This is a genomic window from Streptomyces sclerotialus, assembly GCF_040907265.1.
Lineage (GTDB): Bacteria > Actinomycetota > Actinomycetes > Streptomycetales > Streptomycetaceae > Streptomyces > Streptomyces sclerotialus.
The window spans coordinates 4430882-4452852 of sequence record NZ_JBFOHP010000002.1; the positions used below are offsets into that span (position 1 = coordinate 4430882).

At 73.4% G+C, this 21971-nt stretch carries 21 protein-coding genes, 1 tRNA gene and 1 riboswitch; of the genes, 9 read left to right on the plus strand and 13 right to left on the minus strand.

Annotation, left to right across the window (positions count from 1 at the left end; translation table 11 throughout):
• Positions 1–87 precede the first annotated feature (87 nt).
• The 4 genes from AAC944_RS19695 to AAC944_RS19710 all read right to left on the minus strand — a co-directional run bounded on the left by AAC944_RS19695 (position 88) and on the right by AAC944_RS19710 (position 2618).
• Positions 88–174 (minus strand) — tRNA-Ser (locus AAC944_RS19695).
• Between the two features lie 150 nt (positions 175–324).
• On the minus strand, positions 325–873 hold the full coding sequence (gene tadA / locus AAC944_RS19700; protein WP_051871847.1) for a tRNA adenosine(34) deaminase TadA: 549 nt from the start codon (positions 871–873) through the stop codon (positions 325–327).
• Between the two features lie 186 nt (positions 874–1059).
• The gene (locus AAC944_RS19705; protein WP_030615638.1) at positions 1060–1593 is read right to left on the minus strand and encodes a tRNA adenosine deaminase-associated protein; all 534 of its coding nucleotides are present in this window, start codon (positions 1591–1593) and stop codon (positions 1060–1062) included.
• A gap of 518 nt (positions 1594–2111) precedes the next feature.
• On the minus strand, positions 2112–2618 hold the full coding sequence (locus AAC944_RS19710) for a hypothetical protein (RefSeq protein WP_078888614.1): 507 nt from the start codon (positions 2616–2618) through the stop codon (positions 2112–2114).
• Positions 2619–2868: 250 nt separating this feature from the next.
• Between AAC944_RS19710 and upp the strand changes: the two genes are divergently transcribed.
• On the plus strand, positions 2869–3504 hold the full coding sequence (upp, locus tag AAC944_RS19715) for a uracil phosphoribosyltransferase (protein WP_030615641.1): 636 nt from the start codon (positions 2869–2871) through the stop codon (positions 3502–3504).
• 185 nt (positions 3505–3689) lie between these two features.
• Here the strand turns inward: upp and AAC944_RS19720 are convergent, their stop codons facing one another.
• The 4 genes from AAC944_RS19720 to AAC944_RS19735 form a co-directional block, all read right to left on the minus strand.
• On the minus strand, positions 3690–4334 hold the full coding sequence (locus AAC944_RS19720; protein ID WP_438272744.1) for a LytR C-terminal domain-containing protein: 645 nt from the start codon (positions 4332–4334) through the stop codon (positions 3690–3692).
• A 195-nt stretch (positions 4335–4529) separates the two neighbouring features.
• Complete coding sequence (locus AAC944_RS19725) at positions 4530–4826, minus strand: type II toxin-antitoxin system VapB family antitoxin (protein WP_004943146.1); 297 nt, start codon at positions 4824–4826, stop codon at positions 4530–4532.
• A 199-nt stretch (positions 4827–5025) separates the two neighbouring features.
• The gene (locus AAC944_RS19730; protein WP_030615648.1) at positions 5026–5556 is read right to left on the minus strand and encodes a DUF4232 domain-containing protein; all 531 of its coding nucleotides are present in this window, start codon (positions 5554–5556) and stop codon (positions 5026–5028) included.
• A 315-nt stretch (positions 5557–5871) separates the two neighbouring features.
• Entirely contained in the window at positions 5872–6924 is a 1053-nt protein-coding gene (locus tag AAC944_RS19735) for an NAD(P)-dependent alcohol dehydrogenase (RefSeq protein WP_030615651.1), read from the minus strand.
• A 158-nt stretch (positions 6925–7082) separates the two neighbouring features.
• Here AAC944_RS19735 and AAC944_RS19740 point away from each other — a divergent pair, with 158 nt between their 5' ends.
• On the plus strand, positions 7083–7979 hold the full coding sequence (locus tag AAC944_RS19740) for a helix-turn-helix domain-containing protein (protein WP_037772297.1): 897 nt from the start codon (positions 7083–7085) through the stop codon (positions 7977–7979).
• Between the two features lie 71 nt (positions 7980–8050).
• A riboswitch (cobalamin riboswitch) is annotated at positions 8051–8313 on the plus strand.
• A 32-nt stretch (positions 8314–8345) separates the two neighbouring features.
• The gene (gene nicT, locus AAC944_RS19745; protein WP_030615659.1) at positions 8346–9470 is read left to right on the plus strand and encodes a Nickel transporter NicT; all 1125 of its coding nucleotides are present in this window, start codon (positions 8346–8348) and stop codon (positions 9468–9470) included.
• A 41-nt stretch (positions 9471–9511) separates the two neighbouring features.
• On the opposite strand, the gene AAC944_RS19750 is transcribed toward nicT, so the two are convergent.
• Positions 9512–10099, minus strand: coding sequence for an HhH-GPD-type base excision DNA repair protein (locus tag AAC944_RS19750; RefSeq protein WP_030615662.1), 588 nt, complete (start codon positions 10097–10099; stop codon positions 9512–9514).
• A gap of 70 nt (positions 10100–10169) precedes the next feature.
• On the opposite strand from AAC944_RS19750, the gene AAC944_RS19755 reads away from it, so the two are divergent.
• On the plus strand, positions 10170–11075 hold the full coding sequence (locus AAC944_RS19755; RefSeq protein WP_030615665.1) for a PTS sugar transporter subunit IIAB: 906 nt from the start codon (positions 10170–10172) through the stop codon (positions 11073–11075).
• Between the two features lie 17 nt (positions 11076–11092).
• Positions 11093–12652, plus strand: a complete 1560-nt coding sequence (gene ulaA, locus AAC944_RS19760; RefSeq protein WP_030615668.1) for a PTS ascorbate transporter subunit IIC — start codon at positions 11093–11095, stop codon at positions 12650–12652.
• A 78-nt stretch (positions 12653–12730) separates the two neighbouring features.
• On the opposite strand, the gene AAC944_RS19765 is transcribed toward ulaA, so the two are convergent.
• The 4 genes from AAC944_RS19765 to AAC944_RS19780 form a co-directional block, all read right to left on the minus strand.
• The gene (locus tag AAC944_RS19765) at positions 12731–13741 is read right to left on the minus strand and encodes a PP2C family protein-serine/threonine phosphatase (RefSeq protein WP_051871816.1); all 1011 of its coding nucleotides are present in this window, start codon (positions 13739–13741) and stop codon (positions 12731–12733) included.
• Positions 13742–14003: 262 nt separating this feature from the next.
• Positions 14004–15050, minus strand: a complete 1047-nt coding sequence (locus tag AAC944_RS19770; protein WP_051871817.1) for an ATP-binding protein — start codon at positions 15048–15050, stop codon at positions 14004–14006.
• A 302-nt stretch (positions 15051–15352) separates the two neighbouring features.
• Complete coding sequence (locus AAC944_RS19775; protein WP_030615676.1) at positions 15353–15952, minus strand: GNAT family N-acetyltransferase; 600 nt, start codon at positions 15950–15952, stop codon at positions 15353–15355.
• 22 nt (positions 15953–15974) lie between these two features.
• A complete protein-coding gene (locus tag AAC944_RS19780; RefSeq protein WP_030615679.1) occupies positions 15975–17468 on the minus strand; it encodes an alpha/beta hydrolase in 1494 nt (497 codons plus the stop codon).
• A 158-nt stretch (positions 17469–17626) separates the two neighbouring features.
• On the opposite strand from AAC944_RS19780, the gene AAC944_RS19785 reads away from it, so the two are divergent.
• From AAC944_RS19785 to AAC944_RS19800, 4 genes are read left to right on the plus strand one after another with little or no spacing between them, the layout of a single operon-like run.
• Positions 17627–18883: an ATP-grasp domain-containing protein gene (locus tag AAC944_RS19785; RefSeq protein WP_030615682.1), complete on the plus strand. Its 1257-nt coding sequence runs from the start codon at positions 17627–17629 to the stop codon at positions 18881–18883.
• Positions 18880–19755: a Rossmann-like domain-containing protein gene (locus AAC944_RS19790; RefSeq protein ID WP_051871819.1), complete on the plus strand. Its 876-nt coding sequence runs from the start codon at positions 18880–18882 to the stop codon at positions 19753–19755. Before AAC944_RS19785 ends, AAC944_RS19790 begins: the two co-directional genes overlap by 4 nt.
• Entirely contained in the window at positions 19752–20867 is a 1116-nt protein-coding gene (locus AAC944_RS19795) for a PLP-dependent cysteine synthase family protein (protein ID WP_030615688.1), read from the plus strand. The genes AAC944_RS19790 and AAC944_RS19795 overlap by 4 nt, the downstream gene beginning before the upstream one ends.
• Positions 20864–21964 (plus strand): dipeptide epimerase, encoded by a 1101-nt coding sequence (locus AAC944_RS19800; RefSeq protein WP_030615691.1) that lies wholly within the window; start codon positions 20864–20866, stop codon positions 21962–21964. The genes AAC944_RS19795 and AAC944_RS19800 overlap by 4 nt, the downstream gene beginning before the upstream one ends.
• Positions 21965–21971: the final 7 nt, after the last annotated feature.

Consider the following 21971-nt stretch of genomic DNA (forward strand, 5'->3'; position numbering starts at 1 on the left):
CACCGCGCTCCTCCCGGCAGCGGTGCGGGCCATGGGGCCCGGAAACGGCGAAGGGCCCGACTCCGAGAGTCGGGCCCTTCGTGCGAGCGGTAGCGGTGGGATTTGAACCCACGGAGGAGTTGCCCCCTCACGCGCTTTCGAGGCGCGCTCCTTCGGCCGCTCGGACACGCTACCGAGGCAGAGCCTAGCCCATGAGGGGCCGTGCGCCGAAATCGGTTCGGGGTGGCGGGGGTGCAGCCCCGGAGAATCGCGCTCCACGGGGGCGTGGTCACGCTCTCAGCGGCGCCCTCAGTGGCGCTATCAGTGGCGTCCTCAGCGGCGCCCTCAGCGGTGCCGGAAGAAGTCGGTGAGGAGCGCCGCGCAGTCGTCGGCCAGGACGTCGGTGATCACTTCGGGGCGGTGGTTGAGGCGCCGGTCACGTACCACGTCCCAGAGGGAGCCGGCCGCGCCCGCCTTCTCGTCGCGGGCGCCGTAGACCACCCGGTCGACCCGGGACAGCACGATCGCGCCCGCGCACATCGTGCACGGCTCGAGCGTGACCACGAGGGTGCAGCCGGTCAGCCGCCAGTCGGTACCGCGGCGCCCCTCGCCGGTACCGGCCGCGCGCGCCTCCTCCTGGAGCGTGCGGGCCGCTGCCCGGATGGCGAGTACCTCGGCATGGGCCGTCGGGTCGCCGGTGGCCTCGCGTGCGTTGTGGCCGGTACCGATCACCCGGCCGTCAGCGGACAGCACGACGGCGCCCACCGGGACGTCTCCGGTCCCGGGGGCGAGCGCGGCCTCGCCCAGGGCCTGCCGCATGGGCGCGGCCCACGGGTCGCGCAACGGATCGGGTGCGGGGGCCACCGGGGCCGGGGCGGGCTGTGCGTCGGTCATGACAACAGTGTCGGTGACCATGCCGGAGTCGGTGCCGGTGCCGGCACCCGCACCGGGGGTAGGCGGAGGCCGGCCCGGGGCGGAGGGACACAGGGCCGGCGGGCTCAGGGCAGGCGGGCACAGGCCCGCGACGGCCCCGCGGTGGGTGGACGGGGGAGCGGCCCGTGGTGCGCCGCTCCCCGGTCGTCACCGCACCGCCTCGAGCACGTCCGTGCAGCCCAGCGCGTCGGCGATCTCGCCCAGCGCGTCACCGTTGCTGTCGAAGGTGAGCAGGTCCTTGCCGGTGACGCCGAGGTCGTCGAGGAGGTCGACGTCGCCGAGCGGCCCGGCGGGTACCGGGTCGTCGGCGGCGGCCTCCGTGTCGTCCTCGGCGCCCTCGGGCTCACCGTCTTCCGTACCGTCCAGGTTGGTCAGATCGTCGAGGTCCTCCGGGGCTTCCTCGTCGCTGCCGGTCAGCTCGTCGGTCAGCATGGCGCCGTACGAGCTGCGGGACGCGGCGGCGGCGTTCGACACGAAGACGCGCGGGTCTTCCTCGCCGTCCACCCGGACGACGCCGAACCACGCGCCCTCCTGCTCGATGAACGCCACCACCGTGTCGTCGTCGACCGCCGCTTGCCGGGCCAGGTCGGCCAGGTCGGCAAGCGTCTCCACATCGTCGAGCTCTGTATCGCTCGCTTCCCACCCGTCTTCGGTGCGCGCGAGCAGTGCGGCGAAGTACACCGTGACTCTCCCACTGGTCAGAGGCGTATCCGGGCCGGGCGAGGGCGGACGCGCATGCGCCCGGGGTCCCCGCCCCATCGGAATCGTGGCAGAAACAACGCGTTCGCGCGGGGTCTTCGACGCTGCGTCGTGGCCTGGTTCTGCGAGATCCGGTCCGTACGGGGGCCGTACGGGTGCCGCCGCGGGACCGGATCTGCCTCCTACGGGCCGTGTACGGGGCGGGCGCGGGGGTCAGGGGCCGATCGGTACGGGGCCGCGGGCGCGGTGTCTGCGCGGCCCGGGACGCCGGTGTGCGCGTGGCCCGAATGCAGTCCCTAAGTGGCCCGTATGCGGCACGTACGGAGCATGTGCGGGGCACGGCGCGCCGCGCAGACAGGCCGGTGACCGGGCCGGACGGCGGGCGGATGAGCGCGCCGGACGGTGAGCCGAAGGCCGCGGAACGGGCGGTGGCGCACGCTGAGGTGAAGCGTGCGGAAGGGCGCGGCCGTGATCCGTAAGGCGCCGCCCGCGCGATTGCGCTACCAGCGGAACGTGCGCATGCGCATCGCCTGCCGCATCCGGGCGGCACGGGCGCGGCGCGGCTGTACGCGGTCGCGCAGCTCCTTGGCCTCGTTCAGCTCGCGGAGGAACTGCGCACGCCGGCGGCGGCGCGCCGCGTCCGGTTCGGCCTCCCCGCCGGCCGTCCGCGCGTCCATGGCCACCTTCTGCGCCGTGTCGTCGAGGCGGGGTTCCGTGGTGTCCGCCGGGTTCTCAGGGGCCTCCGGGTCCCCCGCCCCGCCCGGCGGTCCGGTCTCCCGGCCGCCGCCCGTGGCCCGCCCCGCGGGACGGTCGGGTCTGGTGCCGCCGCCCTCGCCTCTCGCCGCGCCGCGCGCGGCTCCGGGCCTGCGTGCGGCCGGGCGTGGGGGGCGGGAGGAGCCCCCGGGAGGGCTGGACGGGGCCGTGGTGCCTTCGGGCCGTGCGTCCTGGCGGGGCTGACGGGGCTGACGGTTCTGCCGTACGTCCTGACGGTTCTTCTGGTCGGGCATGAGCGACACCGCCTCGGGCCGAGGTCCTCGCCCGGAGGCCGGCCGGCGATCCGGGCGTCTGTGCCCACTTTCCCCCGAAGTGGTGGGTTGATGCGAATCGTTTGACGTTGGCCGAGGGGCCGGCCGTGGCCGGCCGATCTTCGTACGGTGATCCGTCCGGGTCCGTACGAGCTCCCGGAGCACGGTGCGTCCGGTGCCGAGCGGCCACCGGCGGGCGCCCGGGGGCCTGGCCTCGGTTAGTGTCGATGTCATGCGGATCCACGTCGTCGACCACCCGCTGGTGGCGCACAAACTCACCACTCTGCGCGACAAGCGCACCGATTCCCCCACTTTCCGGCGTCTCGCCGACGAGCTGGTCACCCTGCTCGCGTACGAGGCGACCCGCGATGTGCGCACCGAACAGGTCGACATCGAGACCCCGGTGACGGCGACCACCGGCGTCCGGCTCTCCCATCCCCGCCCGATGGTGGTGCCGATCCTGCGGGCCGGGCTCGGCATGCTGGACGGCATGGTGCGGCTGCTGCCGACGGCCGAGGTCGGCTTCATGGGCATGGTCCGCAACGAGGAGACGTACGAGGCGCAGACGTACGCCACCCGTATGCCGGAGGACCTCTCCGGCCGGCAGATCTACGTCGTGGACCCGATGCTCGCCACCGGCGGCACGCTGGTCGCGGCGATCAAGGAGCTGATCCAGCGCGGTGCCGACGACGTGACCGCGCTGTGCCTGCTGGCCGCGCCCGAGGGCGTCGAGGTCATGGAGCGGGAGCTGGCCGGTACGCCGGTGACGCTGGTCACGGCCGCGGTCGACGAGCGGCTGAACGAGGACCGCTACATCGTCCCGGGCCTGGGCGACGCGGGCGACCGCATGTACGGAACGGCCGGCTGAGCGTACGACGCGCTGAGCGTACGACGCGCTGACCTATGAACGCGCTGGTTGTACGAACGGGTTGGTCGTACGAACGGGCCGGTCCCGACGGGGCGGTCGACCTGCTGATCCCGGCGGGGCAGTCGTCCCGCTGAGCCCGCTGAGCCCGCCGGCCCCGAAGGGGCAGGCGGCCGAGCCGCCCGCGCTCAGCACTTGGGCGTCCCCGGCTTCTCCTTCGGCGGGGCGGTCAGTGCGGCGAGCGCGGCCTTGGCGTCCTTCTCCTTCGCCAGGGCCTTGAACTTGTCGCCGATGATCAGGTCGATCTCGCCGCCCTTACGGGTGTCGGTCTTCCGCTCGACCCCGGCCACCTGCGTGCCCAGCACCTTGAAGGAGCTGTCCGTGGCGGCCGGGGCGCCGAGCAGTACGCCGGTGCCCTTGACCTTCTTGTCGTAGGCGGCGGGCGCGTTGCCCACGTCGCCGATCGTGAAGCTGCGCTTCTTGAGCGCGTCGGCGGTGCTCTTGGCGAGCCCGCTGCGGGTCGTCGCGTTGAGCACGTTGACCTTGACGGCCTTGGGCTCGGGCAGCGGCTTCGCGGTGCTCCGCGGCTTGCCGCCGTCCTGGCCGGGCGGGCACTTCGGCTTCTCCTGGGCGGCCTGCGCGCTGGCGCTGTTGCCGGTGAAGACGTCGATGAGCTGCACGGCACCCCAGGCGCCGACGCCCAGCACGCAGGTCGAGGCCACGACCGCCATAACGATCCTGCGATCACGACGGGGACGGCGCATCCTCGGATACCTGTCGCCCGTGATGCGGTACTTCTTACCGCCCATGCCGGGGGGCGTCAGCATGCTCATGGCCGCAGCGTAGTGCGGCCATGGCGCTCTGCCTATTAAATGATCTGTTCGTGGCGCGAGAGCTGACCCGAAAGGGCTAATACCGGGCGCCGATGCCACGCACCGTAAGGCTCAGGGCCGAGGTCGGCGCCGATTGCCGAGGCCGTCCGTCCGGATCGCGGACAGGCCCGTCGGGGCGGTGCTGAGAACGGGCCGTCAGTCCAGTTCGAGGACGCGGGCGTGCAGCACCTGGCGCTGCTGGAGCGCCGCCCGTACCGCGCGGTGCAGCCCGTCCTCCAGGTACAGATCGCCCTGCCACTTCACGACGTGCGCGAACAGGTCGCCGTAGAAGGTCGAGTCCTCCGCGAGCAGCGTCTCCAGGTCGAGCTGCTGCTTGGTGGTGACCAACTGGTCAAGGCGTACCGGGCGCGGGGCCACATCCGCCCACTGGCGGGTGCTCTCCCGGCCGTGATCGGGGTACGGCCGCCCATTTCCGATGCGCTTGAAGATCACACGGAAAGCCTACCGGTCACCCGGCCTCGGGCGCAGCCATGTCGCACGGGTACGAACCAGTCTTAACCGGCGCCAGGGGACCAAAGCCCCGGTGTCACCCGAGTGCGGCGGAGCGGGACCCGCCGCGAACCGGGCCGCCGGGGCGCGGTGTTACGGGGTCCGGCCGGGGATCGGGGGAGGTTCCCCGGCCGGGAGGGCGTCACCAGACCAGGGCGTCGGCCGGGTTGTCCTGCCAGTACGTCACCTGGGCGACGGCGGGCTGGATGAACACCGGGCCACCCTTGACGGTGACGGGCTCGAGGGCGGTGTCCTTGGCCACGGCAACCTCGATCCTGCCGGTCTTGAAGCCCTTCTCCGGCGAGTCGGCGGCGGAGAGCGTGAGACCCGCGTAGGCCTTCTCGCCAGGGGCGAGGGTGACCACGGCCTGCGGCTGGGAGTCCTCGACGACCGGCGTGACCGCCTGCTGGTCCTTGTGGAGCCGCAGGAGCGGGTAGGTCTCGGCGGAGAAGTCGCAGGTCTTCTTCGAGGTGTTGGTGGCCGTGATCAGGACGTGGTTGATCGGACGGCTGACCGTGCCGGCCTCCAGCTTCAGCGCCGACGCGGTGCAGGGCGCGATCCTGGCGGCGGGCGCCGGGCGGGCGGTCTGCGCCAGGGCCGGGCCGGCGGCCGCTGCCAGGGCGCCGACGGCGAGGAGCGAGGCGACGGCGGCCTTGACGGTCTTCTTCGGCATGGTGATTCCCCCGTGTTCGGTGTCTGCGGTACCTGATGGGTGGCTGTGGTGCTGCGTACCGGGCCGGTCCGCCCGGTACGACATCCACTCTGTCCGGTGGCGCTATTGGTCCGCTAACGTCCGGCTAACGCCTCCTATCCACCCCCAAATGCGACGAAGCCGGGCAGCTGTCGAGCAGCCACCCGGCTCCGTACGTACGCGGCGGTCGCGGCGGACACGGCGGACACGGCGGGCCGGACGCGAGCACCCGGTCACCGATCGGTCACCGATCGCCGGTCACCGGTTACCAGTCGCCGGTCACCAGGCCCCGGCGGGTCACATCGTCGAGACGTCGATCACGAAGCGGTAGCGGACGTCGCTCGCCTGCACCCGCCGGTAGGCGTCGTTGATCTCCTCGGCGGAGATCACCTCGATCTGCGCGCCGATGCCGTGCGCCGCGCAGAAGTCCAGCATCTCCTGGGTCTCGGGGATACCGCCGATGGACGAGCCGGCCATCGCCCGGTTGTTCTGGATCAGCGAGAAGGGCGGTACGCGGAGCGGCTGCTCGGGCGCGCCGACCTGGACCAGCGTGCCGTTCGTGCGGAGCAGGCCCAGGTAGGCGCCCAGGTCCAGGTCCGCCGAGACGGTGTTGATGATCAGGTCGAAGCTGTTGGCCAGCTCCTCGAAGGTGGCCGCGTCGGAGGTGGCGCGGTAGTCGGAGGCGCCCAGCTTCAGGCCGTCCTCCTTCTTGCGCAGCGACTGGCTGAGGACGGTCACCTCGGCGCCCTTGGCGCGGGCGATCTGCACGGCCATGTGGCCGAGGCCGCCGAGCCCGACGACCGCGACCTTCTTGCCGGGGGCCGCGCCCCAGCGGGCGAGCGGCGAGTACACGGTGATGCCGGCGCACAGCAGGGGCGCGGCCACGTCCAGCGCGAGGCCGTCGGGGATGCGGACGGCGAAGTCCTCGGTGACCACCACGTGGGTGGAGTAGCCGCCGTAGGTGGGCTCGCCGTCGCGGCCCGTGGCGTTGTACGTCATCACGGGGCCGAGCGCGCCGGTGCAGTGCTGCTCGAATCCGGCCTTGCAGTTGTCGCACTCCCGGCAGGAGTCGACCATGCAGCCGACGCCGACCCGGTCGCCCACCTGGTGGCGGGTGACCTCCGGGCCGACCGCGGCGACCACGCCGGCGATCTCGTGGCCCGGGACCATCGGGAAGGTGCCCGGACCCCAGTCCGAGTCGACCTGGTGGATGTCGGAGTGGCAGATCCCCGCGTACTTGATCTCGATGAGGATGTCGTGCGCGCCGAGCTCACGGCGCGGAATGGTGGTGCGCTCCAGGGGTGCCTTGGGCGCGGGTGCTGCATACGCGGTGACAGAGGTGTGTGTCATGACATCGAGCCTGCGTGAGGAGCAGAAGCGGAGCCAGACCCCCCGTTTACGTACGAACGCCGTTGGTACCAATGGCAGTGTCACCTTCGCGACCTGCGGTTTCGCAGAGTTGTCCACAGGCCACCACGGGTTGTCGGCCGGACGCGGATACTGGCCATATGGACCAGCGCACCGAATTGAGCGAGTTTCTGCGCACCCGCCGCGCACGCCTGCAGCCCGAGGACGTGGGACTGCCGCGGCACGGCGGGCGGCGCCGGGTGCCGGGGCTGCGGAGGGAGGAGCTGGCGCAGCTGGCTGGAGTGAGCGTGGCGTACTACGTACGCCTGGAGCAGGGCCACGGGGAGAACGTCTCCACCGCCGTCCTCGACGCCATATCCGGCGCGCTCCGGCTCAACAGCGCGGAGCGGGCGCACCTCAACCACCTGGTCAAGCCGAAGGCCAAGCGCTCGCGCGGCGCCGGGCGCCCGCAGCGGGTGCGGCCCGCGCTGCAGCAGCTGCTGGACGCGATGGAGGGCATACCGGCGTACGTCGCGGGCCGCCGCCTGGACGTCATCGGGTGGAACCGCATGGCGTGCGCGCTGCTCGGGGACTACGCCGCGATGCCGCCGGAGCGGCGCAACATCGCCCGGCAGGTCTTCCTGGACCCCGAGTCCCGGGACCTCTTCGTCGACTGGGACAGCAAGGCCGCCGACATCGTCGCCTTTCTGCGGATGGACGCGGGCTGTCACCCCGACGATCCTCAGCTCGCCTCGCTGATCGGGGAGCTGTCGGTCAAGAGCGAGGAGTTCCGGCAGCTCTGGGCCGCGCACGACGTGCAGGACAAGGGGTTCGGTGTGAAGCGGCTGCACCACCCGGTGGTCGGCCCGCTGACGCTGTCGTACGAGACGCTGCGGCTGCCCGCCGACCCGGACCAGCAGCTGATCGTCTACAACGCGGAGCCCGGTTCGGCCTCGGCGGAGTCGCTGCGGCTGCTCGGGAGCTGGGCAGCGGAGGGGCCGGCGGACCGGGCCCCGGTGAGCGAGGACACCGCCGAGCGACAGGACGCGGGGGGCTGAGCCGGGCACGCAGCGCGGGGAGGGCGGGGGTGGGGGGTGGGGGGGAAGGGGGCCCCCGGAGAACAGCGGGGTTAGAGTGACCCGGCCGTGGTGTTCGGGAAGACCGGTGAAGACCTTCGGGTCCGATTCCGGAGCGGCCCTCGCCACTGTGATCGGGGAGTTTCCGACCCTTCCCGCGCGCCGGGTGACCTGTGCGCGTGGGGGCCACTGTCCGCCGGGCGCGGACGGGAAGGCCGGGCCGGACGCGCCCTCCTCCGGCTCTCGGCGAGAAGCGTCTCGACGAGCACGGAGGTACCCCGTAAGCCAGGAGACCGGCCACGGCATCTCACGAACGGATTCCACGAGGTGCTGGAGCGTGACGGCCGCATGACCGTGCCCACTCATACCCCCACAACCCCCACGCCCCCCGAGCTGCGGCAGTTCCGCTGGCAGCGGCGGGACACGGTCCGCACGGCCGGTCTGCTGGCCGTCATAGCCGGCTTGCACGTCATCGCCTTCGGCGTGCTGCTCCTGCTGGTGGTGCCGAACCACTACACGATCGGCACCCAGGTCTACGGCGTCGGCCTCGGCGTCACCGCGTACACCCTCGGCATGCGGCACGCCTTCGACGCCGATCACATCGCCGCGATCGACAACACCACCCGCAAGCTCATGGCCGACGGGAAGCGGCCGGTGTCGGTGGGCTTCTGGTTCGCGCTGGGGCACTCCAGCGTGGTCGTCGTGATGGCCGCCCTGGTGGCGGGCGGCGCGGCGATCGCGGGGACGCTGCTGGACGACGGTTCCCGCACGCACCAGGTGCTCGGCACGGTCGGCACCACCGTCTCCGGCGGGTTCCTGTACCTCATCGCGGCCCTGAACCTCGTCGCGCTGGCCGGCATCTGGCGGGTGTTCCGGTCCATGCGGGCCGGGACGTACGACGAGGCCGAGCTGGAGCGGCAGCTGGACTCGCGCGGCTTCATGAACCGCGTACTGGGCCGCTTCACCAAGTCGATCTCCCGCCCGGGGCAGATGTACCCGCTCGGCTTCCTCTTCGGCCTCGGCTTCGACACCGCGACCGAGGTCACGCTGATGGTGATGGCCGGCAGCGGGGCCGCAACAGGTCTGCCCTGGTACGCGATCCTGTGCCTGCCACTGCTGTTCGCGGCCGGCATGAGCCTGTTCGACACGCTCGACGGCACGTTCATGAACTTCGCCTACCAGTGGGCGTTCGCCAACCCGGTGCGCAAGGTCTACTACAACCTCACCATCACCGGGCTGTCGATCGTGGTGGCCTTCTTCATCGGCACCATCGAGCTGGTGAGCGTGCTGCACGACAAGCTCGGGCTCACGGACGCGGTCACCGACTGGATCTCCGGGCTGAACCTGGACAACGTCGGTTATCTCATCGTCGGCATCTTCGTCGTCGTCTGGGCGGCGGCGATCGCCTACTGGCGGCTGTCCGGGGTCGAGCAGCGCTGGGCGGCCCGGGCGGCGGCCACCCCCGAAGCCTGAACCGCGGCCGGCCCCAGGCCCGCCGGCCCCCGGGCGGCCGGCTACTTGCCGGCCGCCTTCTTGGCCGCCCGCTTCATCTCCTGCTTGTAGGCGCGGACCTCGGCGAGGGATGCGGGGCCCGTGATGTCGGCCACCGAGCGGCGGGCGTCCTCCTCGCCGTACGGGCCGGCTGCCTCGCGCCAGCCCTCGGGGCGCACGCCGAACTGCTTGCCGAGGAGGGCCAGGAAGATCTGGGCCTTCTGCTTGCCGAAGCCGGGCAGCTCGTTGAGGCGTTTCAGCAGCTCGGCGCCGCTCCCGGCGTCCCGCCAGACCGCTTCCGCGTCGCCGTCGTAGTGCTCGACGAGGTACTGGCACAGCTGCTGCACCCGTTTGGCCATGGACCGCGGGTAGCGGTGCACGGCCGGCTTGCGGGCCAGCAGCTCCTCGAAAGCCTCCGGGTCCTGGGCCGCGATCGCGTGCGCGTCCAGGTCGTCGCCGTCCATCCGCCGGGCGATGGTGTACGGGCCGGTGAACGCCCACTCCATCGGGACCTGCTGGTCCAGCAGCATGCCCACCAGAGCGGCGAGCGGACTGCGACCGAGCAGTTCGTCGGCTTCCTCCTGCTGCGCGACCCGCATCCTCACGTTCATGTTCCGATGATCCCTTCCGGCGCCGTGCACCGCATATCCGGGCAAGCGTTTTCGTGCGACGATCCCGTCCATGCCGACACTGAGCGAACTGATCCCTGCCGATGCCGTGCGGCTGGACGTGACGGTGGCGGACTGGCGGGAGGCGGTGCGGGCGGCCGGTGACCTGATGGTCGCGACGGGTGCCGCCACCGGCGAGTACACCACGGAAATGATCGAGAACGTCGAGGAGAACGGGCCGTACATCGTCATCGCTCCCGGTTTCGCCTTCGCGCACGCCCGCCCCTCGCCTGCGGTACTGGAGACCGGTATGTCGTGGGTGCGGCTGGCCGAGCCGGTGGAGTTCGGTCACGAGTCGAACGATCCGGTGAGCCTGGTCGTCGGGCTCGCGGCGCGGGACTCCGGGGCGCACACCGAGGCGATGGCCGCGCTGGCGAGGTTGCTGGGTGACCCGGAGACCGAGCGGGCGCTGCGCGCGGCGCGGACACCGGAGGCGCTGCGCGCGGTACTGGCAGGACCGGAAACCCCCGAGCGGCCCTCGCCGTCAGCGGAGACGCCGGAGTACGAGGCGGAGCCCGGACGGTCGCCGGGGCCCGGACGGTCGCAGGAGCCCGGACGGTCGCAGGGACCCGGACGGTCGGCGGAGACCGGCCAGTCGCCGGAGCGGCAGTCGGCCGGCGGCAGCACCTCCGTGCACAAGATCCTCACCGTCTGCGGCAACGGCCTGGGCACCAGCCTCTTCCTGAAGAACACCCTGGAGCAGGTGCTCGACCGCTGGGGCTGGTCGAAGTACGTCAGCGTCGAGGCGACCGACACCATCTCCGCGAAGGGCAAGGCGGGCGAGGCCGTCGCCATCCTCACCTCGGGCGAGATCGCCAGGACGCTCGGCGATGTCGGCGTCCCCGTGAAGGTCGTCGAGAACTTCACCAGTACGGGTGAGGTCGACCGCATCCTCCGCGACACCTACGACGTCCAGTAACGAAGGGTGCTTCTTTCATGCACTGGCTCGTGTCGATCGCCGAGTTCCTCGTCAACGAGGTCCTCAGCCAGCCGGCGTATCTGGTCGGCCTGATCACGGCCACCGGCCTGATCGCCCTGAAGAAGTCCGCCGGGCAGATCGTCGGCGGCGCCATCAAGGCCACGCTGGGCTTCCTGCTGATCGGGGCCGGCGCCGACCTGGTCGTCGCGGCCCTCGCTCCGCTGGGCGAGATGATCCAGGGCGCGACCGGCGCGCACGGCGTGATCCCGACCAACGAGGCGATCGTCGGCATCGCACAGGCGCAGTTCGGCGCCCGGGTGGCCTGGCTGATGATCGTCGGCTTCGGGGTCAGTCTGCTGCTGGCCCGTTTCACCCCGCTCCGGTACGTCTTCCTGACCGGCCACCACATGCTGTTCATGGCCACCCTGCTGACGGTGGTGCTGGCCACCGCGAAGCAGTCCTCCGTGGTGGTGGTGCTGGTCGGCGGCGTGCTGCTCGGCATCCTGCTGGTCGCCATGCCGGCCTTCGCGCACCCGTGGACCAAGCGCGTCACCGGTGACAACACCATCGCCGTCGGCCACTTCGGCACCGCCGGGTACATCGCGGCGGGCGCGACCGGGCAGCTGGTCGGCAGGCGCAGCCGCAGCACGGAGGACATGAAGCTGCCCGAGGGGCTGCGCTTCCTGCGTGACTCGATGGTGGCCACGGCGCTGTCCATGGTCCTGATCTACGTGATCCTGGCGGTCCTCTTCCTGGCCAAGGCGGGCCGGGTCACCGCGTTCAAGGCCTTCGCGACCGACGGCGGGGCGGTGGCCACCGGCCTCGGCAACTACCTCATGCAGTCCGTCATGCAGGGCCTGCAGTTCGGCATCGCGGTCGCGGTCATCCTGTTCGGCGTGCGGACGATCCTCGGCGAGCTGGTCCCGGCGTTCCAGGGCATCGCCAAGAAGGTCGTGCCCGGTGCGGTGCCCTCCCTGGACGCGCCGATCGTCTTCCCGTACGCCCAGAACGCCGTCCTCATCGGCTTCCTCTGCAGCTTCCTCGGCGGTCTGGTCAGCCTCGGGCTGCTCTCCGCGCTCTTCCACCCGTGGTTCGGCCTGGCGCTGGTCCTGCCGGGGCTGGTGCCGCACTTCTTCACCGGTGGCGCGGCCGGCGTGTACGGGAACGCGACGGGCGGCCGGCGCGGCGCGGCCCTCGGTGCCTTCGTCAACGGTGTCCTGATCACTTTCCTGCCCGCGCTGCTCCTGAAGGTGCTCGGCGCGTTCGGCGAGGAGAACACCACCTTCGGCGACGCCGACTTCGGCTGGTTCGGCGCGTTGATCGGCAACGCGGCCGAGGTGGGCGGTGCCGGTGCCGTCGTGCTGATGCTGGCCGTCGGTGCGGTGGTGCTGGCCGGTGCCGTGCTGGTGCAGAGGCGGGTGGTGGAGACCGGCTGGGACCCGGGCGCCCGCCGGGACGCCGTGCTGCCCCGTGCCGCGGTGCCCGCCGAGGCGGCTCCGGTCGCCACGGCCGGTTACCCGAAGATCGCCCCGCCGGCCGGGGCGCCCACTCCGCCCCCGCCGCCGGAGACCGGCTGACCGTGCCCGGCCGGGGCGCCCGCCCCGCACCGCCGCCGGAGACCGGCTGATGCGCGCCGGGAGGCCGGTGCCCGTGACTCACGCGGAGGGCTGCCGGTTCGGTGGCCGGATGAGGAGCATCATCGCGTCGTCGCGGGAGCCGGTGTCCCGGTAGCGCGCCAGGTCGGCTTCGAGGGCGTCCAGGACGACGGTCGGCTCGCGGCCGCAGAGGGACGTGAGGCGTTCGGCGAGCGGATAGAACTCGCCGTCCGGGTTGCGGCATTCGGCCACCCCGTCCGTGCACAGCAGCAGCCAGTCGCCGGGCGCCGGGTGGACGACCGCGGTGGGGCACCGGTCCTCCACCATCCGCATCAGCCCCAGCGGGGCCGTCGCGTCCAGCCCGGAGAGCCAGGAAGCGCGGCCGCCGCGTACCAGGAGGGGCGGCGGATGGCCGCAGCTGAGCAGCTCGACCCGGCCGTCGTCGTACACGTTGATCAGCAGCGCGGTGACGAAGCCGTCGTGGTGGTGGATGCGGGTGACGGAGGTGTCCATGCGCAGCGCGATGCCCGCCAGGCTGGCCTCGTGGTGCGCGAGCTCCCGCCAGATGTGCAGGGTCTCGGCTGCCGTCGCGACCACGTCCAGCCCTTTGCCCGACACGTCGCCGATGAGCAGCCGTACGCCGAAGGGGGTGCGCTCGGCGCCGCAGATGTCCCCGCCGACCGTGGCGCCGGGGGTGGCCGCCAGATACCGCGCGTCCAGCCGGACCCCGCCCACCGACTCGGGCGGCCGGGGCAGCACCGCCGCCTGGGTCACCTGGGCGAGCCGGCCGAGCCGGGCGATCTTGGTCTCCTGGCGGCGGCTGCGGCGGGCGGCGGTACGGACCAGCGCGGTCACCGCCAGCACGCCGGCCAGCGCCGCGACCACGTTCACCGGTCGGGCTCCCCAGCCCAGCACCCCGACGCCCGCGAGCGCGGCGGCCCCGGCGGCCGGCACGGCGCGCATGCTCGGCCGGCCGATCGCGGGCAGTGCGGCGACGGCGGGCATCAGGGGGAGGAGGAACAGTTCGAGGTCCAGCGTCCGTCCCAGCGTGGCGCACAGGGCGGCCAGCAACAGCGGAAACGTTCCTCGAAGCAGCCTCAGGCGTGTGCCGGGCGGTGGTGCGGCCGGTACGCCGGTGTGGGCGCGTCCGGCCGGAGGAAGCTTCGGCATGACAAGGCCTGCCCGCTGGCTGCGCTGAAGTCGAACAGCCTAGTGACCGGACGATGCACAGGGTGTGCATATCGCGAATTCTCTCGGAAAGAAGCACGTCGCAGAAGTGCACCGGTGATCAGGAACTGGACACTCCGGAAGCTCCGCGGGCCGCGCGGCCGGCTCAGGAATGGCGCAGCGACCATGTCAGGAAGCGGTTCACGAACTCGCGTTCCTCGCCCGACCGGCCCAGCTGCTGCCGCCCGTACGCCCGGGTGGCGCGCGGCATCCGGAAGGCGGTGCCCCCGGTTTCCGGCACCGGCTCGATCAGCGACTGCCGCGACAGTCCGGTGAGGGCCCCGGCGAGCGGGCCGGCCGGCAGCAGGCCGTCGCCGCACACCTCCAGTACGTGCGCGAGCTCGAAGCCGCCGGGGAAGACGCTGCACCGTGCCCAGAGCAGCCGCTCGTCGGCGGTGCAGAGCCGGCGGCTCCAGCTGAGCGAGTCGCGCAGCGTCCGGTGGCGGCCGGGCAGACCGGGGACGGTGGCGGGCAGGTCGAGGATGTTCTCGGCCCGGGCGAAGCAGGAGAGGACGTCGTCGGCCGGGGAGTGGGCCAGGCGGCCCGCCGCGATCAGTACGGCGAGCGGCAGGCCGTCCAGCAGCGCGCAGATGCGCCGGACCGTGCCGGGCGCCGTCTCCCCCCGGGCGCCCAGCTGCCGGGCGTACGCGGTGAACAGCCCGGCCGCGACTTCCGGCGGGACGGGGGGCAGCGGGTACCGTCCGGGAGTCTCCAGCGGGATGCGGCTGGTGGCCAGTACGTGCAGGCCGGGGCAGGCGTCGACCAGTTCGGCGAAGATCTCGGTGCACGGTCCGGCCAGGCGTTCGCAGGTGTCCACGACCAGCAGCGCCAGGCCGTCGCCCAGCGACTCGGCCAGCGCCGCGAGCTGCGGCTTCCCGGGGTGGCCGTCGCGTCGCAGCGCGCGGGCCAGCCAGTGCGGCAGCAGTTCGGGACCGTCGAGCGCCGTCAGGTCGGTACGGCCCACGACCGCCTCCGGGACGAGCGCCGAGCGCCGTGCCAGCGCCCCGGCGAGTGCGCTCTTCCCCACGCCGCCCGGGCCTGTCACGGTCACCAGTCGTGTGCGGCGCAGCAGTGCGTCGACCTCTGTCAGCGCCGCGTGCCGCCCGGTGAGCGTGTCCGGCCCGCTGTACTCCGAGTACTCCGACTCCCGCATGAGCCCCGCCTCCGAAGTGGACCTCCGGGGCCTCGCCTCCGGAGGCCGCCGGCCTGCCCCGCGGGGCGGGGTACGGGCATCGGTGACCGGCCGGTGCAGGTACACCTGACTCCACCGCTCCGGCCCTGGCCCACGGTACCGGCCGGTCGGCATTCCCCGGAGAAGCGGCGGCAACCGACCGGGATTGGTCAACTCCAGTGCACACTGCACCACTTGTCTGTCCAACGGACGCCGGTTTCGCCCCCTCCCGACCGCCCCGGACCGGAGCCGGCGGGCGACACGGGAGGGGAAGCGGGAGGGCGTCAGCCTTCGGCGGTCACCGGCGTCCGGGCCGGCATCGGGATCTCGAAGTGGACCGTCTCGACACCCGGCCCGTGCTCGCCCGTCGCGCGGGCGTCGAAGACCTCGTCCGCCAGGCTGCGCCAGAAGGCGCCGCTGCCCTCGACCTTGACGTTGGTGTGCAGGTAGATACGGGCGTATCCGGGGGTGTCGGCCACGAAGGCGCAGGCCTGCCGGACCATGGTGCGGGCCAGTCCGTGCCGCCGGTGGGCCGGGTCGACGTAGACGCGGACGAGCTGGGCGGTGGAGCCGGACGGGTAGCGGTCGGCGAGCCAGCGGGGGTGCGGCGGATGGGCGGGGCCCGCCGACCGGATGCCGGTGGTGCCGACCACCTCGCCCTCGTGCACGGCGACGAGCAGCAGGTGGCGCGGGTCGTCGAGGTAGGTCGCGTGGATGTCGACGATGTCGTGGTGCCACTGGGGCACGTAGCCGTAGTCGAATTCCCGGTAGAGCGTGTCGAGCATGACGCGGCGGGCGCCCGCGACATCGGCGGGGGTGGCGGCCCGGATGGTGTACGGGGAGGCGCCGGGCGCCGCGGCGCGCCGGTTGTCGGTGACAGTCATGAGTTTCCGTGCTTTCCGGGGGTCAGGGCGTCGGGAGGCCGGGGCCGGTGCAGTGCACGTCGGCCGACGGTACGGTCCCGGCCACCAGGTACGCGGCAGCCGCGCCGTCCACGCAGGCGTTGCCCCGGCTGGCGAACACCCCATGGGAGTAGTCGTCGTGCAGGGTGACCAGCCGGGAGCCGGGCAGCCGCCGCTGCATCGCGCGGGCGCCCGCGATCGGCGTGACGGGGTCGTGCTCGGAGGCGACCAGGAGGACGGGCGGTGCCGCGGGGCTGCCGAGCGCGGTGCGGTGGGTGGGCCGGTGGTGCCAGTACGCGCACACCGGTGCCTCCATTCCGGTGAGTACCGGCTGCGGGTCCAGCCGCCGCATCCGGCGCAGGTCGGTGAGCACGCGCGCGGGCGTGGGCCCGGGGCCGTCGGCGCACTTGACGGTGCGGTTGGCGGCCTCGTAGGTGCGTGAGTCGGCGCCGTCGAAGGGTTCGGCCGGGCGGAGCGCCTCGACGTCCCCGTCCCGCAGGTAGCCGCGGATGCCGTCGGCGAGGCCCGCCCAGCGTTCGGTACGGCCGAGCGCCCGGTACACGGCCCGGTCGAACTCCGCGGCGCCGAAGCCGGCCACGGGGCGGGCGGCGAGGCCGTCGCGGGCGCGCTGGTAGGCGGCGCGTACCTCGGTGGCGCTGCCGCCCAGTCCGAAGCGCTTGCCGTGTCCGGCGGCCCAGCCGAAGAAGGTGTCGCGCTGCCGCAGCAGGGCCCGGCTCTGCCGGAGGTCGAAGTCGTACCAGTCCTCGGGTCCGACGACGCTGTCGAGCACCATCCGGCCGACCCGGTGCGGGAATCGGGCGGCATAGGCGGCGCCGAGGTACGTCCCGTAGGACACGCCCAGGTAGCCGATCTTCCGCTTGCCGAGGGCCGCGCGGATCGCGTCCATGTCGCGGGCGGTCTCGGTGGTCGAGAGGTGCGGGAGGGCGTCGCCGACCCCGGTGGCGCAGTCGCCGGCGGTGCGCCGGAGGGAGTCGAGGTAGCCGCGCTCGGCGGCCGGGTCCGTCGGCACCGGGTCCTGGCCGGGCGCGTCGAAGAGACCGCCCATCGGGCCGCAGTCGGCGGGCGCGCTGCGCCCCGTGCCGCGCGGGTCGAATCCGATCACGTCGTACGAACGGCGCACGCTCTCGGGGAGCTTGGCGCGCTTGGTGACGGCGTACGGGAGGCCGGAGCCGCCCGGGCCGCCCGGGTTCACCAGCAGGACGCCACGCCGCTCGGCGGCCGGGCCTGAGGCCGGTACGCGCGAGACGGCGATGCGTATGTGCCGGCCCTCGGGGTGGTCGTGGTCCAGCGGCACGCTCAGCTCGCCGCACTCGACGCGGTCGGGGGCCGGCGGGTCCGGTACGGAGTCGGGGCAGGCGCCGAAGTGCAGGCCGGGCGGCCGGGGCGGGGCGGCATGCGCGGGGGCGGCGGGCAGGACCGCGGCGGCGGTGGCCGCGAGGGCGCACAGCAGGCCGGATCGGCGGACGACGGTGGTCACAGATCTCGCATTCAGGGCAGTGGCGGGGACACCGCGCAATCGGGTGACTTGAAAACGATTATCGTTTACAGTGTGGGGCGGTCAAGCCGGACGGCTCTTCCGAGCACGGGGGTCCGGCACGGCCGACGACCGCAACTCACCGCTGGAAAAGGGGAATCGTGGCTCATCTGCTGATGGTCGAGAGCTGGGTCGGAGCGATGAGCAGGCTGTTGCCGCGCGCGATCCGCGAGGGCGGGCACGAGTTCACCTTCCTCACCCGCGACCTGCACCACTACCTGCGCAGCGCGCCCGAGGGCACCGCCCACCCGCTGCTCGGCGCCCGCAACGTGCTGACCGCCGACACCAACGACCTGGACACGCTGCTGCCGTACGCCGAGCGGCTGCACGCCGCGCTGGGCTTCGACGGCGTGATCACGTCCTGCGACTACTACCTGCCGACCGTCGCCCGGATCGCCGGCCATCTCGGCCTGCCGGGTCCGGCCCCGGAAGCGGTCGAGAACGCCTGCCGCAAGGACGCCACCCGCCGCGTGCTCGCGGAGGCCGGACTGCCCCAGCCGCGGTTCGCGGTCTGCGCCGACCGGACCGAAGCGGCCGCCGCCGCGGCGGACATCGGCTACCCGCTGGTGCTCAAGCCCGTGGACCTGTGCGCCGGGATGCTCGTACGCCAGGTTGCGGACGAGGCGGAGCTGCAGCGCGCCTACCGCGCGGTCGAGGACTTCCCCGTCAACGCGCGCGGCCAGCGCCGGGCACCCGTCGTCCTGCTCGAAGAGCTGCTGACCGGTCCCGAAGTCAGCGTGGAGACCGTGACGCACGGCGGCAGCACGCACGTCGTCGGGGTCACGGACAAGAGCGTGGGCGGCGCGCCGGCCTTCATCGAGACCGGGCACATGTTCCCCGCTGCGCTCTCCGCCGCCGACGCGGAGGCGGCGGCCGACACGGCCGTGCAGGCGCTCAAGGCCCTCGGTCTGGACGGCGTCGTCGGGCACACCGAGATCAAGCTGACGCCCGGCGGCCCGCGCGTCGTCGAGGTCAACCCGCGCCCGGCCGGCAACCGCATCACCGAACTGATCCGCCATGTCTCCGGCATCGACGTGGCCGCGGCCTGCGTGGACGTCGCGCTCGGTGACCGGCCCGACCTGACCGTACGGGACACCGGACTGCGCAGCGCCGCGATCGGCTTCCTCGTACCGGAGGAAGCGGGCGTGCTGGACGGTGTCGACGGCGGCGACGCCGTACGGGAGGCGGACGGCGTGCTGGAACTCCAGCTCGCCGAGCCGGGGAAGGCCGTGAAGGCGGCGGGCAGCAACAACGAGTACCTGGGCCACGTCATGGCCGGGGACCCGGACGGGCCGGGCGCCCGTGCCCGCGTCGAGGAGCTGCTCTCCGGGCTGCGCCCGCGGGTGGCGGCCCGATGAGCCCCGCGGCCGACGGTCCCTGTACCGCCGCCTCCTACGACGACCTGGTGGCCGGTGTCCTGGCCGGTGCGTACGGGCCCGACCCCGCAGGCCTGCGGATCTCCGTGGCCTTCAGCACCCGGCAGGCCGTACGCCACGCCGGGCGCAGCGGCGGCTACCGCAACGAGGTGCTCAGCCTCCGGCTGGGCGCGGCGGTCGGCTCCTGCGCGGTGGAGCCCGGCGCGCTGACCGACGCGGCCGTCGAGGCCTGCGTCGGCGCCGACGTGGCCACGCTGCTGGGCCACGAGCTGCTGCCCGTACGGGTGGCGGCGCTGGACGCGTACCTGATGCACGTCCTGCCGCACGAGTCCGCGAGCGGCGCCCGGCCCTTCCCGCTGCCCGCCGGCAGCTCGCTGGAGAAGTCCCGGGCCCGGGCGCGGGCCGTCGTCGAGCTGATCGACGCGCCGCCCGGCGCGCGCGTCCTGGTCGTCGGCGTCGTCAACTCGCTGCTGGAGGCGCTGCGCGAGCGCGGCCTGGCGTACGTGCCGTGCGACCTCAAGGGCGGGACGACGGAGTGGGGCGAGCCGGTCGTCACCGACGCGCTCGCCGAGCTGGACCGCTGCGACGCGGTGCTCGCGTCCGGCATGACGCTGGGCAACGGCAGTTTCGAGGCGCTGCGCGCGCACGCCGCCGCGCACGGCACACCGCTCGTGATGTTCGCGCAGACCGGAAGTGCCGTACTGCCGCGGTTCCTCGGGGCCGGGGTGAGTGCGGTGTGCGCCGAGCCGTACCCGTTCTTCTGGCTGGACGGCGGGCCGGGGACCGTCCACCGGTACGCCGGCACGACGGCCGCCGCCGACCGCCGCGCCGCCGCCTCCGGAGCCGCCGCATGACCACGGCCGTCCTGCCCACCACCGCCAACCCGCACCTGCTCGGCCTGCTCGGCCGCTCCCCGCTCGCCCGGATCACCACCGGCCTGCCCTGCCCGCACCCCGGCTTCTGGGCCAAGCTCGAAGGGCTCGCCGCGGGCGGCATGAAGGCGCGCGCCGCCGTGTCGATGCTGCTGGGCGCCAAGGAGCGCGGCGAACTCCGGCCCGGCGCCCCGGTCGTGGAGTCCACCTCCGGCACCCTCGGCATCGGCCTGGCCTTCGCGGGACAGGCCCTCGGTCACCCCGTCGTCCTGGTCGGGGACACCGAACTGGAGCCGTCGATGCGGCAGTTGCTGCGTACGTACGGCGTCCGGCTGGAGCTGGTGGACCGCCCGGCGGCCGAGGGCGGCTGGCAGGCCGCGCGGCTGGACCGGCTGCGTGCCCTGCGGGCCGAACTGCCCGACGCGTACTGGCCCGACCAGTACAACAACCCCGACAACGTCGCCGGGTACGCCTCGCTGGCCGCCGAGATCGCCGCCGACCTGGACCATCTCGACGTCCTGGTGTGCAGCGTCGGCACCGGCGGCCACAGCGCGGGCATCGTCGGCCCGCTGCGCCGGCACTGGCCGGACCTGCGGCTGATCGGCGTGGACGCCACCGGCTCCACGATCTTCGGACAGCCCGCCAGGCCCCGCCTGATGCGCGGCCTCGGCAGCAGCATCCACCCGCGCAACGTCGCCTACGACGCGTTCGACGAAGTGCACTGGGTCGGCCCGGCCGAGTCCGCCGACGCCTGCCGCCGGCTGGCCGCCGGCAACTTCGTCAGCGGCGGCTGGAGCACCGGCGCGGTCGCCCTGGTCGCCGCCTGGGCGGCGCGCGTCCACCCGGGCGCGGTCGTCGCCACCGTCTTCCCCGACGGGCCGCAGCGCTATCTCGGCACCGTCTACGACGACGACTTCGCCACCGCGCACGGACTCGACCTGGCCACCGCCGCCACCCGCCCCGTCGAGATCCCGCACCCGCGGGCCGCCGAGGCCACCGGATGGACGCGCTGCCGGACGGTCACCGACCCGCTCGCCGCCCCGTCCCCCGCCCCGACCCCCACCCGCACCACCCCCTGGGAAGGGACCCCGTGAAGCTCAGCCAGCGCACCGTACGGCTCCGGCTCACCGAGCCGCTGCGCATCTCCCGCTCGACGATGGCGGCCCGCGACGCCGTCTGGCTCGCCGTCGAACACCAAGGACAGCGCGGCTACGGCGAGGCCGTGGCCAGCGTCTACTACGGCCTGGACGCCGACACCATCGGCCGGCTGCTCAGCGAGACCGCGCTGGAGCTCGCCCGCTTCGACGGCCCAGAAGCGGCGCTCGACGCGCTCCGCGCCGGGGAGCTGCCGGCCCCGGGCACCCCGCCCGCCGTGACCGCCGCCGTCGAGTCGGCCCTGCTGGACCTCGTCGGCAAGCGCGCCGACACCCCCGTGCACCGGCTCCTCGGCACCCACGAAGCGCCGCGGGCCGCGACCGCGCGCACCATCGGCATCGGCTCCCGCCGCGCCGCCGGGGAGGAGGCCGGCCGGCTGGCCCGGCACGGCTTCTCCGTCATCAAGGTCAAGGCCGGTTCGCCCGACCCCGAGGACGACCTGGAGCGCGTGCGCGCGGTGCGCGAAGCCGCGCCGTACGCCCGGCTGCTGCTCGACCCCAACGGCGCCTGGACCACCGCACAAGCCACCGCGCTGCTGCCCCGGTACGCCGAGCTGGGTGTCGAGGCCGTCGAGCAGCCGCTCGCGCCCGGCGACCCGGAGGCGCTGGCCCGGCTCGCCGAGCGCTCCCCGCTGCCGGTCGTCGCCGATGAGGACGCGGTCGGCTTCGAGGACGCCCGGCGGCTGGCCGGGCGGGTGCACGGCATCAACGTCAAGCTCGCCAAGTGCGGCGGCGTGCACGCCGCCCTGCGCATCGCCGGACTGCTCGCGGGCAGCGGCACCGACCTGATGCTGGGCTGCCTGACCGCCAGCTCGCTCGGGCTCGCCCCCGCCGTCCACCTCGCCGACCGCGCCCGCTGGGCCGACCTCGACGGCCACCTGCTGCTCGCCCACGACCCCTGGACCGGCATCGGCGGCACCGACGGCACCGTACGGGCCGGCCGCGGACCGGGCCTGGGCGTACGCCCGGTACCCGGCGCCGACCTGCCGCACCCGGCACCCGACCCGGCCGGTCCCGCCGCGGAGGTGCCCCGGTGACGAAGAT

Bases quoted from the DNA above. Each gene is read 5' to 3' on its own strand.
- tadA (WP_051871847.1), bottom strand. From the start codon at position 873: ATGACCGACGCACAGCCCGCCCCGGCCCCGGTGGCCCCCGCACCCGAT.
- AAC944_RS19710 (WP_078888614.1), bottom strand. From the start codon at position 2,618: ATGCCCGACCAGAAGAACCGTCAGGACGTACGGCAGAACCGTCAGCCC.
- upp (WP_030615641.1), top strand. From the start codon at position 2,869: ATGCGGATCCACGTCGTCGACCACCCGCTGGTGGCGCACAAACTCACC.
- AAC944_RS19720 (WP_438272744.1), bottom strand. From the start codon at position 4,334: ATGAGCATGCTGACGCCCCCCGGCATGGGCGGTAAGAAGTACCGCATC.
- AAC944_RS19730 (WP_030615648.1), bottom strand. From the start codon at position 5,556: ATGCCGAAGAAGACCGTCAAGGCCGCCGTCGCCTCGCTCCTCGCCGTC.
- AAC944_RS19735 (WP_030615651.1), bottom strand. From the start codon at position 6,924: ATGACACACACCTCTGTCACCGCGTATGCAGCACCCGCGCCCAAGGCA.
- AAC944_RS19740 (WP_037772297.1), top strand. From the start codon at position 7,083: ATGGACCAGCGCACCGAATTGAGCGAGTTTCTGCGCACCCGCCGCGCA.
- nicT (WP_030615659.1), top strand. From the start codon at position 8,346: ATGACCGTGCCCACTCATACCCCCACAACCCCCACGCCCCCCGAGCTG.
- AAC944_RS19750 (WP_030615662.1), bottom strand. From the start codon at position 10,099: ATGAACGTGAGGATGCGGGTCGCGCAGCAGGAGGAAGCCGACGAACTG.
- AAC944_RS19755 (WP_030615665.1), top strand. From the start codon at position 10,170: ATGCCGACACTGAGCGAACTGATCCCTGCCGATGCCGTGCGGCTGGAC.
- ulaA (WP_030615668.1), top strand. From the start codon at position 11,093: ATGCACTGGCTCGTGTCGATCGCCGAGTTCCTCGTCAACGAGGTCCTC.
- AAC944_RS19770 (WP_051871817.1), bottom strand. From the start codon at position 15,050: ATGCGGGAGTCGGAGTACTCGGAGTACAGCGGGCCGGACACGCTCACC.
- AAC944_RS19775 (WP_030615676.1), bottom strand. From the start codon at position 15,952: ATGACTGTCACCGACAACCGGCGCGCCGCGGCGCCCGGCGCCTCCCCG.
- AAC944_RS19790 (WP_051871819.1), top strand. From the start codon at position 18,880: ATGAGCCCCGCGGCCGACGGTCCCTGTACCGCCGCCTCCTACGACGAC.
- AAC944_RS19795 (WP_030615688.1), top strand. From the start codon at position 19,752: ATGACCACGGCCGTCCTGCCCACCACCGCCAACCCGCACCTGCTCGGC.